At 32.6% G+C, this 14,183-nt stretch carries 14 protein-coding genes; 7 read left to right on the top strand and 7 right to left on the bottom strand.

Annotation, left to right across the window (positions count from 1 at the left end; all coding sequences use genetic code 11):
- Position 1: 1 nt before the first annotated feature.
- Positions 2 to 646, top strand: a complete 645-nt coding sequence (locus BLT80_RS09500; RefSeq protein WP_092467391.1) for an alpha/beta hydrolase — start codon at positions 2 to 4, stop codon at positions 644 to 646.
- Here the strand turns inward: BLT80_RS09500 and BLT80_RS09495 are convergent.
- Together BLT80_RS09495 and BLT80_RS09490 are read right to left on the bottom strand one after the other, a co-directional pair.
- The gene (locus BLT80_RS09495) at positions 643 to 1,149 is read right to left on the bottom strand and encodes a DUF4315 family protein (protein WP_245710206.1); all 507 of its coding nucleotides are present in this window, start codon (positions 1,147 to 1,149) and stop codon (positions 643 to 645) included. The two genes, BLT80_RS09500 and BLT80_RS09495, sit on opposite strands and share 4 nt — an antisense overlap.
- Positions 1,150 to 1,151: 2 nt before the next feature.
- Positions 1,152 to 1,913, bottom strand: coding sequence for an MBL fold metallo-hydrolase (locus tag BLT80_RS09490; RefSeq protein WP_092467390.1), 762 nt, complete (start codon positions 1,911 to 1,913; stop codon positions 1,152 to 1,154).
- Positions 1,914 to 2,118: 205 nt separating this feature from the next.
- On the opposite strand from BLT80_RS09490, the gene BLT80_RS09485 reads away from it, so the two are divergent.
- Positions 2,119 to 3,573 carry a nicotinate-nucleotide adenylyltransferase gene (locus BLT80_RS09485; protein WP_092467389.1) on the top strand — a complete coding sequence of 485 codons (1,455 nt, stop codon included), beginning with the start codon at positions 2,119 to 2,121 and terminating at the stop codon, positions 3,571 to 3,573.
- Between the two features lie 80 nt (positions 3,574 to 3,653).
- On the opposite strand, the gene bcp is transcribed toward BLT80_RS09485, so the two are convergent.
- The gene (gene bcp, locus BLT80_RS09480; protein ID WP_092467388.1) at positions 3,654 to 4,109 is read right to left on the bottom strand and encodes a thioredoxin-dependent thiol peroxidase; all 456 of its coding nucleotides are present in this window, start codon (positions 4,107 to 4,109) and stop codon (positions 3,654 to 3,656) included.
- Between the two features lie 46 nt (positions 4,110 to 4,155).
- On the opposite strand from bcp, the gene BLT80_RS09475 reads away from it, so the two are divergent.
- Together BLT80_RS09475 and BLT80_RS09470 are read left to right on the top strand one after the other, a co-directional pair.
- Complete coding sequence (locus tag BLT80_RS09475; RefSeq protein ID WP_092467387.1) at positions 4,156 to 4,812, top strand: endonuclease III domain-containing protein; 657 nt, start codon at positions 4,156 to 4,158, stop codon at positions 4,810 to 4,812.
- 47 nt (positions 4,813 to 4,859) lie between these two features.
- Positions 4,860 to 5,411, top strand: coding sequence for a hypothetical protein (locus tag BLT80_RS09470; protein ID WP_139181043.1), 552 nt, complete (start codon positions 4,860 to 4,862; stop codon positions 5,409 to 5,411).
- Between the two features lie 33 nt (positions 5,412 to 5,444).
- Here the strand turns inward: BLT80_RS09470 and BLT80_RS20065 are convergent, their stop codons facing one another.
- Positions 5,445 to 5,588: a hypothetical protein gene (locus BLT80_RS20065; protein WP_175455582.1), complete on the bottom strand. Its 144-nt coding sequence runs from the start codon at positions 5,586 to 5,588 to the stop codon at positions 5,445 to 5,447.
- Between the two features lie 57 nt (positions 5,589 to 5,645).
- Positions 5,646 to 6,230, bottom strand: coding sequence for an RNA polymerase sigma factor (locus BLT80_RS09465; protein ID WP_092467385.1), 585 nt, complete (start codon positions 6,228 to 6,230; stop codon positions 5,646 to 5,648).
- Between the two features lie 318 nt (positions 6,231 to 6,548).
- On the opposite strand from BLT80_RS09465, the gene uvrA reads away from it, so the two are divergent.
- Together uvrA and BLT80_RS09455 are read left to right on the top strand one after the other, a co-directional pair.
- On the top strand, positions 6,549 to 9,338 hold the full coding sequence (gene uvrA, locus BLT80_RS09460) for an excinuclease ABC subunit UvrA (protein ID WP_092467384.1): 2,790 nt from the start codon (positions 6,549 to 6,551) through the stop codon (positions 9,336 to 9,338).
- A 1-nt stretch (position 9,339) separates the two neighbouring features.
- Complete coding sequence (locus BLT80_RS09455; RefSeq protein ID WP_092467383.1) at positions 9,340 to 10,002, top strand: hypothetical protein; 663 nt, start codon at positions 9,340 to 9,342, stop codon at positions 10,000 to 10,002.
- Here the strand turns inward: BLT80_RS09455 and BLT80_RS09450 are convergent.
- Positions 9,999 to 11,078 (bottom strand): DUF3667 domain-containing protein, encoded by a 1,080-nt coding sequence (locus BLT80_RS09450; RefSeq protein ID WP_092467382.1) that lies wholly within the window; start codon positions 11,076 to 11,078, stop codon positions 9,999 to 10,001. The genes BLT80_RS09455 and BLT80_RS09450 overlap by 4 nt on opposite strands.
- A 190-nt stretch (positions 11,079 to 11,268) precedes the next feature.
- Here BLT80_RS09450 and BLT80_RS09445 point away from each other — a divergent pair, with 190 nt between their 5' ends.
- Positions 11,269 to 12,534, top strand: a complete 1,266-nt coding sequence (locus tag BLT80_RS09445) for a hypothetical protein (RefSeq protein ID WP_092467381.1) — start codon at positions 11,269 to 11,271, stop codon at positions 12,532 to 12,534.
- Between the two features lie 82 nt (positions 12,535 to 12,616).
- On the opposite strand, the gene BLT80_RS09440 is transcribed toward BLT80_RS09445, so the two are convergent.
- Positions 12,617 to 14,074: an oligosaccharide flippase family protein gene (locus BLT80_RS09440; protein ID WP_092467380.1), complete on the bottom strand. Its 1,458-nt coding sequence runs from the start codon at positions 14,072 to 14,074 to the stop codon at positions 12,617 to 12,619.
- Between the last annotated feature and the right edge of the window lie 109 nt (positions 14,075 to 14,183).

Below are 14,183 nucleotides of genomic sequence, written 5' to 3'. Positions count from 1 at the left end.
TATGTCGAAACTACATTATATAACAAGACCTTCTTCTTTAAAAGAAAACGCACCACTTTTAATTATGTGCCATGGTTATGGCAGTGATGAAAATGATTTATTTTCTTTTGCTTCAGAATTGCCGGAAGAATTAATGATTATTTCATTGAGAGCTCCGTATGCGATGCAACCTTATGGAAACGCGTGGTATGCCATAAATTTTGATGCCGATAAAGGTAAATGGAGTGATAATGAACAAGCGAAACAATCTGTAAATCTGATTGCTGAATTTATTGATTATGCTTGTGGGACTTATAACGTAGATTCAAAAAATGTAACCCTTTTAGGGTTTAGCCAAGGTACCATCTTAAGTTATGCTGTAGCATTAACGTATCCTGAAAAAGTTAAGAATATCGTCGCTTTAAGTGGTTATATTAATGAAGATATTTTACCCGATACGATAGACGAAAGTGCCGTTTCTCATTTAAACTTCTTTTGTTCTCATGGTTCCGTAGACCAAGTGATTCCTGTAGATTGGGCTCAAAAAGCTCCTGTATTTTTGAAAGCTTTAGGTATCAATTATGTGTATTCAGAATATCCTGTTGGACATGGTGTTGCTCCTCAGAACTTTCATGATTTAAAGGCTTGGTTGGATAAGTATATCTAATTCAATTTAGGATATAAAAAATACTCAACCAATTTATATTTAAGGTCGTTATTTTCATCTATAGAATAGGTCAGGAATATTTCACCCCATAATTCACCATCGGTAAAATTGGCTACAATCCATTTGTGGTTCATAACCCTAACTTTATTAATCAATAATTTAGAATTGGTCGTAGAGACATAAGGCACTATCGGGTGATCGTCTCCTTCATAATCATTCATGTTATAAAGTCCTTCAACAATAGCAGGAATCAGTTGCTCAGGATCATAACCAAAAGCTTCAAAATAACTATAGGCATCTTCATTTCTATCTATGCTAAAATAACTCAACTCAAAGTTTTGTTCTTCTAAAGTCTTTATAGCCGCATCTTTTTCAGAAACTTTGGCCTTGACTTTTACAATATCTGCTTCGTATTTTTCAATAATATTTTTTGAATTCACATATTGAAAAACGAGCAACAATAGTGAGAAAATAAATAAATACATTAAAATTTTATTCTTCATATCTAAATAGTAATTTGTAAGTTATCATAAGCTAAAAAAACGTTTTCTGGTAATGATTTTTGAACATCATCATGGAACCCTAATAGATGGCTAATATGTGTTAAATAAGCACGCTTAGGTTTTACTTTGGCAATAAACGCTAAGGCTTCTTCTAAATTGAAATGTGAAATATGTGGTTTAATTCGCAAAGCATTCACCACTAAAACATCTAAATTTTGAAGCTTTTCTATTTCAGAATCAGCAATCGTTTTCATATCTGTTAAGTATGCAAAATTATGAAATCGATAACCAAAAACCTGAAGTTTATAATGCAAGCCATCAATAGGAATAACATTAAGGTTTCCTGCTAAAAAGGGTTCATTCTTAACTTCTATTTTAGTAACACTAGGAACACCTGGATACTTATTTTCTGTGGTGAAAATATAATCAAAACGTTTCTCTAAAGCATTAAAAACACGTTGATGTGCATACAAATCTATATCTCCTTGTCTAAAAAAGAACGGTCTAATATCATCTAAACCCATCGTGTGATCTGCATGTTCATGGGTAAAAATGATGCCATCAATTTTAGAAACTTTAGCTCTCAGCATTTGTTGTCTAAAATCTGGGCCACAATCTACTACAAATGTAAAATCATCCCATTCGACTAATATTGAAACACGTAAACGTTTGTCTTTAGGATTTTCACTTAAACAGACAGGGTGATCGCTCCCTATAATTGGAATACCTTGTGATGTACCTGTACCTAAAAATGTGATTTTCAAAACTAATGAATTTCTAAAATGAGTCTGAATTGTAATACTCTCAAAAAAACGTCCTATTTCCCTTTGTATTTAACTATAAAGAAAAAAAACACGCTCTACATTTATTATATTTTCAATTCAGAAATGTATTGACAAAAATAAACTTATTTTTTTGTTTGCAACAACAAAACAGTACCTTTGCCAAAACGACGCAAACCCAATATCTATGAAGGACATAACGTACACAGGCGATTCTGATTTTGAAAATATACCATCTCTAGCAGACAAAGCTTTACGGATTAACCTTAACGCAGATATCTATGGTACCTTTTCTGAAATTGGAGCCGGACAAGAAACTGTACGTCAATTCTTTAGAGCAGGTGGAGCTTCCGGAACTATTGCTAAAGCGATGTCCGCTTACGATAAAGACTTTAGTGACGCGATTTATGGGATTGAAGATGATAAACGCTATGTTACTGAAGCTAGACTTCGAAAGATGTTAAATCACGAAGTTAACCTAATGGAAAAGCGCATAACGAGAGACAAGCATCCAAACAAAATTTTCTTCTCTTATGCCAATACAGTTGCAACGATAGATTTTGCAAAGAAATTTAAAGGTCATGGTTGGGTTGGCATCAAGTATCAAGTTGGTCCAAATCAAGAATATAATGATATCATAATCCACGTTCGTTTTAAAGAGACCGATGCGCGATTACAACAAGAAACCTTAGGTAAATTAGGCACTAACTTAATTTACGGTGCGTTTTACAAATACAACCAACCTCGTAAATTATTACGCTATTTATACGATCATTTAGATAAAGATCAATTAGAGATTGACACTATTAATTTCTCAGGTCCTGTATTTGAAAACGTCGATAATCGTTTAATGAGTTTACAATTAGTTAAAAACGGAATGACAGATGCCGTAATGTTTGCGCCAGATGGTAATAACGTGTTGCCTGCTCGTGTTTTATACAAAAAGAACATACTTACCCTAAGAGGAAGTTTTAGACCTGTCACCAAAGTAAATATGGACATGTTTGAGAAATCTTACGAAATGTTCATTAAAGAGAATAAGGTTGAAAAAGAAAAAACTCAAGTTATTTTCGAAATCACATTATCCAATCTAAGAGCAGAAGGTGAAATTGACGAACAAGATTTTATGGATCGTGCAAAACTGCTATGTTCTTTAGGACAAACCGTCTTGATTTCTAACTTCCAAGAGTATTATAAATTAGTAGAATACTTCTCTCAATATTCTAGAGCAAGAATGGGATTAGCAATGGGAGTTAACAATCTTGTCGATATTTTTGACGAGAAATATTACCGCCATTTAAGTGGGGGAATCTTAGAAGCCTTTGGAAAACTGTTTTACAAAGATTTAAGAGTGTATTTATACCCAATGGAAAACGAAGATGGTAGCGTAACTAATAGCGAAAATCTTAAAGTTCATCCACGTATGAAAGAATTATACAAATTCTTTAAATACAATGGTAAAGTAGTAGACATTACCGATTACAATGCATCTAACCTTACTGTGTTCTCTAGAACGGTTCTTAAAATGATTGCAGCGAATGAAGAAGGATGGGAAAAAATGTTACCTGAAGGTGTTTCAAAATTAATTAAAGAAAAGAGCTTATTTGGTTGTGAATCTGAAGAGATTATGCATAAGAATTGATATTCAATTAAAAAACAAAAAAGCGACCATTCATCTACCAAACGTAGTATAATGGTCGCTTTTTTTTGTCCGATATTTTGTTATTCTCCTAATATCTGCTCTGCATGAGCCTTGGTTTTTACTTTTGAAATCACATCTTTTATAATACCATTTTCATCAATAACAAATGTAGTTCGGTGAATACCATCATACTCTTTTCCCATAAATTTCTTTGGTCCCCAAACTCCAAAAGCTTCAATGACTGCTTTATCTTCGTCTGCTAATAATGGATATTGAAATTCGTACTTGTTCTTAAAATTAGATTGCCTTTTAGCACTATCTGCACTCACTCCCAAAATCTCATAACCTTGCGCTTTAAAACGATCGTAGTTATCATTAAGGTTACACGCTTCTGCCGTACAACCTGGAGTACTTGCTTTAGGATAAAAGAAAACAACTAATTTCTTGCCGTTATAATCAGATAATGAAATGGTATTACCTTGTTCATCTGTTGCTGAAAAATCTGGTGCCTTATCTCCTACTTTTAAATGTGTCATAATTACGTAAATTTGTATTAAATCTCTGATTAGGTAAAAATACAAAATGACTAAACAAGAAAAAGTAAATTTCGTTATAAATACATTGTATAAATTATATCCTGAAATTCCAGTTCCGCTAGACCATAAGGATCCATATACGTTGTTAATTGCCGTTTTAATGTCTGCGCAAAGCACTGATGTACGCGTCAATAAAATTACTCCGTTGTTGTTTGAGCGTGCAGACAATCCTTACGATATGATTAAGTTGAGTGTTGAAGAAATAAGAGAGATCATAAAACCCGTTGGCTTATCTCCAATGAAGAGTAAAGGTATTCATGGTCTATCACATATATTGATTGATAAGCATAATGGAGAAGTTCCTAAAACGTATGAAGACTTAGAAGAATTACCAGCTGTTGGACACAAAACGGCTGCTGTAGTTTTATCACAAGCTTTTGGAATACCTGCATTTCCTGTAGATACGCATATTCACCGCTTAATGTACCGTTGGAATTTAACCAATGGCAAAAACGTGGTACAGACTGAAAAAGATGCTAAACGCATATTCCCCAAGGAACTTTGGAACGATTTGCACCTTCAAATTATATGGTATGGTAGACAATATTCGCCTGCTCGTGGATGGGATTTAGAGAAAGATATTATCACCAAAACAATTGGTAGAAAATCGGTTTTGGATGACTATTATAAAAAGAAGAAATAAATGGGGCTTGGAACAATTATTGGTGCGGTAATGCAAACCATCAATCTATGAAAAAACTAATCATTCTCCTTTTAGCATTTGTGGTTACTTCTTGTATTCCCGTGAAAGTTGCACCTAAATTTAAGAATCAAGATTATAAGGTCATGTTGGCTAAGAAGTTTCAGAAACAAATGCCCAGAGAAACAGCTTTCATATTTAAAGACGCTAAAGATGCTGAGGAATTTTACAATTATATCAACAAAAAATACAGATTAAATGATATTGATGTTGGTTACAATGTTCCTTTTCAACTCAATGGTGAAACCCTTTATTTATCTTATCATGAGGCTGAACGCATTGATAAAAACGTAAACCTTCCTCTAGTTTTAATTGACGCAAAACGAGAAAGTAACGGAAATTCACCCTTATTCGAAAACAATTATGCAAGTAGAACAGGCCATTGGTATATTATACTAACCGTTTATGATGAAAACATCAAAAACTGCTTAAGAGATAAGCATCCTCTAAAGGAAAAAACAATAGAATATTTAAAAGATTTAAAACAAGAATATCTAACAACTCAAAACTATGAAGAGTTGCTATTAACAAAAAAATCCTGATGCTTTAACATCAGGATTTTTCCTTAAATTAAATTAATTTAGAAGTGCTTCAAACTTCAATTTATTATACTTTATAACACTTAAAGCCTTTGAATAATTCAAAAGTAAACTTATGGTTTCATCTTTTGGATTTAGGTTGTATTGTTTTGGGGAAGCATCAGAGTAAATTTTTGCCATTTTAACAATTTATGAGTTAATATATAGCAAAAACGTACATCTATGTACTTTATTGTATCAATTAGTTAAAATGATGTTGTTTTGATCAATTACTTTACGCATATTAATTAATGCATATCGCATTCTCCCTAAAGCAGTATTAATACTTACGCCAGTACGTTCCGAGATTTCCTTAAAACTCATATCTTGATACATACGCATTAAAAGCACTTGTTTTTGATCTTCTGGCAATTCTTCAATAATACGTCTTACATCAGATTCTACCTGGTCTTTTATAAGCACCTTTTCAGCATTTAAAGTAGAATCACTTAGCACCGAAAAAATACTAAACTCACCTGCATTATCAAATTTTGGCATACGACTATTTTTTCTAAAATGGTCGATGACCAAGTTATGAGCAATACGCATTACCCAAGGTAAAAACTTACCTTCTTCGTTGTACTTCCCGCGTTTTAGGTTCTTAATTACTTTGATAAAAGTATCCTGAAAAACATCTTCAGTAACATCTCTATCATAGACTTTAGAATAAATAAAACTATAAATTTTTTGCTTGTGCCTTTCTATTAAAATTGAAAGCGCATTCTCGTTACCGTTAATGTAGTTGCTGACCAACTCTGCGTCTTGGATAAGTTCGTTTTTCATAATAATTACTTTAGTCCTTAGTAGTTGCTTACTAAGTTTGGGGTTACTAGCTGTTTTCTAAAAGTAATATTATGCTATACGCAGATGTTTTTTAAATTATGAATAAGTTTCAAATATAACAACAATCATTCCAATTAAACAAAAAAAAGTACTAAAATTTAACATTTTGTCGGATAAAGCGCGCCTTTTATAGATATAGCTTAAATCAAAATGAGTGGTTCACAGCTTAAATTTATTGGCTCTAACGAATTATAGCAGTTATATTTATCTTTATTTGGTATTATAGTATCTTTGCAAACTTAGATACTAAACTTACCTATGAATACTACTGTTTTAGACGTTAGCCCAAAGGAAAATATCATTATAAAAGGTGCAAAACTGCACAACCTTAAAAATATAGATGTCGTTATTCCTAGAAATAAATTGGTGGTTATTACTGGTTTATCGGGTTCTGGGAAGTCGAGTTTAGCTTTCGATACACTTTATGCTGAAGGTCAAAGACGCTATGTGGAAAGTTTAAGCAGTTACGCACGTCAGTTTTTAGGGCGACTCAACAAACCTAAAGTAGATTATATAAAAGGTATTGCTCCAGCTATAGCTATTGAGCAAAAAGTAAACTCTACAAATCCACGATCAACTGTTGGTACAACAACAGAGATTTATGATTATCTAAAATTATTATTTGCAAGAATTGGAAAGACCTATTCACCTATTTCTGGTGAAGAAGTTAAAAAGCATACGGTTTCGGATGTCATTAATTATATTTCAAAATTTGAAGAAGGCACCAAATTATTACTCTTAGCTCCTATTATATTAGAAGAAGGTCGAACCATTGAAAACAAGCTTCAAACCTTACAACAGCAAGGTTATGCGCGTATAAAAGTGAAAGACGAAGTTGTTAGAATTGATGATGCCTTAAAACAAAACATTAAATCTGATAAAAATCTATTTTTAGTAGTCGATAGAATCGTCTTCAAAAACGATGAAGATTTTTTAAATCGATTAGCAGACGCTGTAGGAACCGCTTTCTACGAAGGAGTTGGTACGTGTATTATAGAATCACTTTTGGACAAGAAACAAACCGTATTCAACAATAAGTTTGAACTTGATGGCATGTCTTTTTTGGAACCAAATGCACATTTATTCAGCTTTAATAATCCATATGGAGCCTGCCCTAAATGTGAAGGCTATGGAGATGTGATTGGAATTGATGATGATTTAGTAATACCGAATACTGAATTATCGGTTTTTGAAAATGCCATTTTTCCATGGAGAGGAGAAAGTATGAGCTGGTACAGAGATCAGTTGGTTAATAATTCGCACGAATTTGATTTTCCTATTCATAAGCCTTATTTTCAATTAAATGATGCCAATAAAGCCCTCATTTGGAAAGGTAATGAGTACTTTGAAGGTTTAGATACGTTCTTTGCTGAACTAGAATCAAAAGCTTATAAAATACAGAATCGTGTAATGTTATCGCGTTATCGTGGTAAAACAAAATGTAATGTTTGTAAAGGAAAACGCTTGCGTGTAGGAGCGAGCTATGTAAAAATTGATAATGCAACTATTACAGATTTGGTTGATTTACCTATAGACGAATTAACTGTCTTTTTTGAAAAATTAAAGTTAAGCGACAGTGATACTAAAATCGCAAAACGTCTCTTAACAGAAATCAATACACGACTAGGTTTTTTATCTAATGTAGGCTTAAATTATTTAACCTTAAACCGAAAATCTAATACACTTTCTGGCGGAGAAAGCCAACGTATAAATTTAGCAACATCTCTTGGAAGTAGCTTAGTTGGTTCTATGTATATTTTAGATGAACCAAGTATTGGCTTGCACCCTAAAGATACCGAACGTTTAATCGAGGTTTTAAAATCGCTACGAGATTTAGGAAATACCGTTATCGTCGTAGAGCACGATGAAGACATTATGAAAGCTGCGGATTCTATTATTGACATCGGACCAGAAGCTGGTACTCTTGGTGGTGAAGTAGTCGCTGTTGGTGATTTTAAAGACATTCTATCTGCAGATACACTCACCGCAAAATACTTAAATGGCCAATTAGAAATTGAAGTTCCTAAAAAACGAAGAACTTCAAAATATAATATCGAAATTGTTGGTGCTCGTGAGAATAACTTAAAAAATGTAACGGTTAATTTCCCCTTGGAAATGCTAACAGTTATTACTGGAGTTTCAGGTAGTGGAAAAAGTACTTTAGTTAAAAAGATTCTCTTTCCTGCAATACAAAAGAAACTTACCGGATTTAGTGATAAAATTGGTCAGGTTTCAGAAATCAAAGGCAATCATAGCAATATTCAGCATGTAGAATTTGTAGATCAGAATCCCATTGGTCGATCGTCGCGTTCTAATCCTGTGACTTATATTAAAGCTTATGATGATATTAGAGCTTTATATGCGTCTCAAAAATTAAGTAACATCCGTAATTATGCTGCCAAGCACTTTAGCTTTAACGTGGATGGTGGACGTTGTGAAACCTGTAAAGGTGAAGGCGAAGTTACTATTGAAATGCAGTTTATGGCAGATGTGCATTTAACTTGTGAAACCTGTGGTGGTAAACGCTTTAAAAAAGAAGTATTAGAAGTTAAGTTTGAAGGCAAATCAATAGATGATATTCTAAACCTTACGATTGATGATGCTATAGATTTCTTTAAAACCCACAAACAAACTAAGATTGAAGGAAAGTTACAACCGTTGCAAGATGTTGGATTAGGTTATGTCACTTTAGGGCAATCCTCTTCTACCCTTTCTGGTGGTGAAGCGCAACGTATTAAGCTCGCTACATTTTTAGGAAAAGGAAGTAAAAGTGATAATGCGCTTTTCATATTTGATGAACCTACAACCGGACTTCATTTTCACGATATAAAGAAGTTATTAAAATCGTTTCAAGCATTAATTGCCAAAGGCCATTCTATTATAGTCATTGAGCATAATATTGATTTAATTAAATGTGCCGATTATATAATTGATTTAGGACCTGAAGGAGGAATACATGGTGGGCAACTCGTTGCTTCTGGTACACCTGAAGACATTGTAAAAAACAAGAATTCAGTTACAGGAAAATATTTAAAAGAAAAATTATAGGATGGATTTACCTGAAGGTTTTCATAAAGAAGTTATTGAAGCTAGAGAAAATGCGCTTAACAATAATGATACTATAGAATCTAAAGTTTCAACCTCTCCATTAAAAACTGGTGGTGCAAGTTTTAAAACTAATGTTTTAATTCAAGAAAATCCTTCTAAATTAATTTACAAACCTTCACTTGGAGCTGCACTCTTCAGTTTTATATTTTTAGCTGTTGGTTTGGGAGTTCTATTTTATGCTTTATTTCCCTTGTTTCAATCCCATATTGAATCTGTTTCTATCCCTTGGTTTTTAATTCTTTTTGGACTTATTTTTTCTGGTGCAGGTGGTTTCTTGTTTTACATATTTTATAAACCGCGGGTTTTCGATAAGCAGCAAGGACTTTATTACACGACATATGCATTTAAAAATCATCGATCTAAAAGAAAAGCATCTGAAGACTATTTATTCTTAAAATCAATAATTGCCATTCAAATTATAGGAGAGCATGTAAAAAGCGACGATGGTTCTTATAAAAGTTTTGAACTTAATTTAATTCTAGATGATGCTTCTAGAAAAAACGTCGTCGATCATGGAAACCTTAAATCTATCATTAACGATGCTGAAATTTTGAGCGAATTTCTAAATATTCCCATTTGGCATGCTGGTTCTATGAATAATTAATAGAACATAAAAGAAAAGAATAAGATAGCAAAAGCCGTAAGTAATACAAAAGGAAAGAATACCATTGTAGATAGAGACGTTTTAATAAAACTTAAAAACCATCCTTGATTATAAAAGCGTTTCATTGCTATGAAAAGGTATAAGAAACACGATAATGCAACTAAAAAATCTATCCAATTTGATATATCATAAACTAAGTTGACGCCAAATATGATGCTTAAAACGGTAAAAACGAACGAGAAATAGTAAAAACTAAATACCAAATGATGTGCGTAAGATCCTCTTCTAAAGTAGAACAGTTTAAGAATTAATGCAAAAATTGGCAGTACAAAAAACAAGGCAATTGGCACAGTATCATAAAACATACCTATAACGTTACCCGCATCTTTTGCTTTATAAAATTTGAGTTGCTGAATATAAAATTTTTGCCAGAACCAGCCATCATCTTCTTCTAAACCCATAGCTTTATAGATGTCTTTATCCGAAGCATTGACACTAAGTAAAGAATCAATTTCTTCCTCATCAAAATTAAAAGACACATCATTCTTCTTAGGTAAATTATCTAGAGTTACTATAGAGTCAATTTCTTTATCACTCATGCCTGTAATAAATTTATTACTCTTAAGTGCATTTTCAATTTCTTTTCGAGCTATAGAATCTTTAATATGCTTTAGAGAATCTCTCTTTATAGTTTGAACAGAATCCAAAACGACGGTACTATCTTTATCAAAGATTTCTTGAAAGCTATTATTAAGAGTATCAACTTGTTCCCTTGCGCTAAACGAAAAAATAAAGAAAAACACCACTGAGATAAACAAATACATCTGAGCAGGATGCAAATACAATAAACGCTTTCCTTTTATAAACTCTTTAGCTAAATAGCCTGGTTTAAATAGTAAAGGAATAAAGCTTTTAAAAAAGCGTGCATCAAAGGAAAAGTAATTACTAATCGTATTATAAAACAAAACACCTATCGTAAGTTCGTCATTTGTTTTTTGACCACAATGTGGACAAAACTGAAAACCCTCATCAAAAGGTTGCTCACAGTTTTTACAATTTACTTCGTTGGTATTCATAATTAATGATTAGTATGGTTTAAAAGTAATAAAATATATGACAACCTCAATGTCTTTAAGCGGGTTGCATCTTATCGCTATTTCTTCTTTCTATGATTAACAAATCACAACATATTGATTAGTAGAACTATATCTTTTTGGCACGTTGTTTGTTTCATACTAAACGAGTTTAATTTAAAACCCAATTATTATGAAACGAATTGTATATTTATTTGCAGCTTTAGTCGCTATAAGCACTACTGCATTCGCAACCACCAACACAACATCAGAAGCAGAGGCTTCAATTAATAACTATGTGAAAGGTTATGGCAATTCTTTCATATTTAATGAAGCCGGAATTGAATTTTCCGTTTTTGCTGATGGTCAGTTTGATTTTTATTTACCAAATTATGGACCAGACGTCAACGTAGGAATTAATACTCCAGGCTTTAGTTTAAGTTTTAATTCTGGATATGATTATAATCCTTATTTACAATACGATAGTTTTGGAGCTATTATTCAAATTGAAAATACACCAATATATTACGATTATTACGGACGTGTAAACCAAATTGGAGACATTTTTATCAACTACAATAGTTTTGGTAGAATTAGCAGAGTTGGTGGATTAAATGTGTACTACAGAAACAATGTGTTTTATAGATATGATGGCTACATTAACATATATAACAGATCATATGTTTACAGACCATGGCACCGATTTTACGCTGCACCACACGTTAATTTTTGTATTGTGCATGTAAATCCATACAGACAATATTATGCACCTGTGAGACATATTTATTACAGACCTTATACTAATAATGTGAGACATTATAATATTGGAAGACGTGATGATGGCTATGCTGTAAGAAGAACGACCACCACAACTAGAACACGTATCAGTTACGCTCAAACTCCGAGAAATAGAGCAGAACGTAATATTAGAACACAAGCACAACGTAGAAATGAAACAATAGCAAGTACAAGAACAACACGTTTAAATGAAACGAGTACAAGATCTACAGTTTCACGAAATACAGATGCAACACGTAGAACGAGCACAAGAGCTGTATCGAGAGAAGTAACACCTTCACGTTCTACGACTAGAGCTACAACTCCTGTAAGAACAACGAGAAATAGTACAGCAACACAAACAACGACTAGAACGATTACACCAAATAGAACTCAGACACAACGTTCTACTAGTGTAACACCGACTAGAAGTACAAATAGAAATGTGACCAGAAGTAATTCTTCTGTGTCTAATAAAACAGAAACTAGAAATAGTTCAACGGTTAGAAAACCAATTGCAACTAATTCTCGTATATCTACTAAAACAACGTCACAAAGTTCAAGACAAGGAAATGTGACTAAAAATAAAACAACGTCATCGTCTGTAAAGGCAAGATCAAATTCAAGTAGAACAAGCAACCAAAGTTCTACAAGATCTAACTCAAGACGATCTAGAGGTTAAAAAGTTTTATTGGTTGGTTAGAAGTTCCCGTATGTAGTATGCCTCAAAGCACCTTACGGGAATTTCTTGTTTTAAGAAGTACCTAAAGTTTTAGGTACTTTTTTATTTGTTCTGAAATATCTTCGGAGACATTCAACTTGTAAATTAGGATAATATAAATGAAACCAATTAATCCAGATTTTAAAATGATGTTAGCAATAGGATAAAATGGGAATTCCCAAAAATAGAATGCTAAAATCAATACAATTAAAGCTAATACAATTTTAGCCGAACCTGATGTAAATGGTAGCATATTAAATTTCTGCTTCACGAATATTATTTTAATAGTATTATAGATAAATACCGCCAAAAACGTCGCAAAAGCAGAGCCTTCAATACCATAGACAGGAATAAAAATAGCATTCAATACAATGGCCATAATCGCAAGTAATACACCAAAAAACAAAACCATTCTGTAATAATCACTATTAAAAAGAATAGCATTATTATTCCCTAAACTATTATCATAGAGTTTCGCCAAACTTACAATAAGCACTACAAAAAGGCCACCTGTAAATTCCTCTGGAAGGATTTCATAAAGCTGATTAATATTTAAAATAATGAGCAGAAAAATAAAACCACTCACTACTAAAAGTGTCATAGAGCTTCGTTGGTATAAATCTTCTAAAGCGACGTTATCATTTTCATTAAGGTATTTGGCCGTTAATGGCAACATAATTTGATGCATAGCACGTTGCGGAACGGCAATAACTGTAGCAATAAAAATAGCAACACTATAGTAAGCAACTTGTTTAATATCTGGCAACATTAGGCCTATCATAAACTTATCGATATCGAGGATAAGCATCGCCACCGAACCTGCAATAATCATTAAAGCCGAATACTTTAATATTGAAAATTGATTCTCTAATTTTTGAAATATTAACTTCGGAAATCTTACTGAATACGCATAGAGTTTCATAATTAGCATTCGTAAGACATAGACACCAACGAGGGCTATAATAAATTGGTCAACCGATAACCAATCTAAATACACCGCAAAAAGTAATACCATGATACCTACGCGATGGAAAATCTCTTTCATTACATTTCCAAAAACCGTTTGCATTTGCACTTTTGTCCACGCAAAAAAGATTTCGAAATAGGCCATGGCAATAGCCAAAATAAAAATATGCCAAACGTAATTTTCTACAATTTGGTTTTCACTGGAAAGCCAATCAACAATAGCATCATACGCAAAATAACCTATAAAACCGGTTGGTATAATAAACAATAGAGGCAAAAATAGCATCAGTGTTAAAAAACTATTGATACTGTTTTTTGATTTAAAAGATGAATAGAATTTCACAATGGCATTATGAACTCCAAACGCCATAAAAGGCATCATAATATTGGCTGCAGAAAGTAAAAATGCGACCAGTCCATAATATTGATCTGATAAAAAGTTGGTGTAAAGAAAAAGCGTATTAATGGCACCAATACCAAAGCCCAAGTACGTTGTAATGGTGTTTTTGAAAGATTGGTTTAATACAATTCCCATAGTGAAGCAAAATACGATTAATTAAATTTAAAAATTTAATATACTACTAGAAAACACCCCTAATGTCTCCTCTAGTGGACATTCCTATTAATAAACTTTTGAGTATTGT

The organism is Winogradskyella thalassocola (genome assembly GCF_900099995.1).
Classification (GTDB): domain Bacteria; phylum Bacteroidota; class Bacteroidia; order Flavobacteriales; family Flavobacteriaceae; genus Winogradskyella; species Winogradskyella thalassocola.
The sequence above is the reverse complement of the archived record's forward strand: the minus strand, read 5'-3'. Positions and strand labels throughout refer to the sequence as shown.

Excerpts from the sequence above, each read along its gene's own strand:
- BLT80_RS09500 (WP_092467391.1), top strand. The coding sequence starts at position 2 with ATGTCGAAACTACATTATATAACAAGACCTTCTTCTTTAAAAGAAAAC.
- BLT80_RS09495 (WP_245710206.1), bottom strand. The coding sequence starts at position 1,149 with ATGAAGAATAAAATTTTAATGTATTTATTTATTTTCTCACTATTGTTG.
- BLT80_RS09485 (WP_092467389.1), top strand. The coding sequence starts at position 2,119 with ATGAAGGACATAACGTACACAGGCGATTCTGATTTTGAAAATATACCA.
- bcp (WP_092467388.1), bottom strand. The coding sequence starts at position 4,109 with ATGACACATTTAAAAGTAGGAGATAAGGCACCAGATTTTTCAGCAACA.
- BLT80_RS09475 (WP_092467387.1), top strand. The coding sequence starts at position 4,156 with ATGACTAAACAAGAAAAAGTAAATTTCGTTATAAATACATTGTATAAA.
- BLT80_RS09470 (WP_139181043.1), top strand. The coding sequence starts at position 4,860 with ATGAAAAAACTAATCATTCTCCTTTTAGCATTTGTGGTTACTTCTTGT.
- BLT80_RS20065 (WP_175455582.1), bottom strand. The coding sequence starts at position 5,588 with ATGGCAAAAATTTACTCTGATGCTTCCCCAAAACAATACAACCTAAAT.
- BLT80_RS09465 (WP_092467385.1), bottom strand. The coding sequence starts at position 6,230 with ATGAAAAACGAACTTATCCAAGACGCAGAGTTGGTCAGCAACTACATT.
- uvrA (WP_092467384.1), top strand. The coding sequence starts at position 6,549 with ATGAATACTACTGTTTTAGACGTTAGCCCAAAGGAAAATATCATTATA.
- BLT80_RS09455 (WP_092467383.1), top strand. The coding sequence starts at position 9,340 with ATGGATTTACCTGAAGGTTTTCATAAAGAAGTTATTGAAGCTAGAGAA.
- BLT80_RS09450 (WP_092467382.1), bottom strand. The coding sequence starts at position 11,078 with ATGAATACCAACGAAGTAAATTGTAAAAACTGTGAGCAACCTTTTGAT.
- BLT80_RS09445 (WP_092467381.1), top strand. The coding sequence starts at position 11,269 with ATGAAACGAATTGTATATTTATTTGCAGCTTTAGTCGCTATAAGCACT.
- BLT80_RS09440 (WP_092467380.1), bottom strand. The coding sequence starts at position 14,074 with ATGGGAATTGTATTAAACCAATCTTTCAAAAACACCATTACAACGTAC.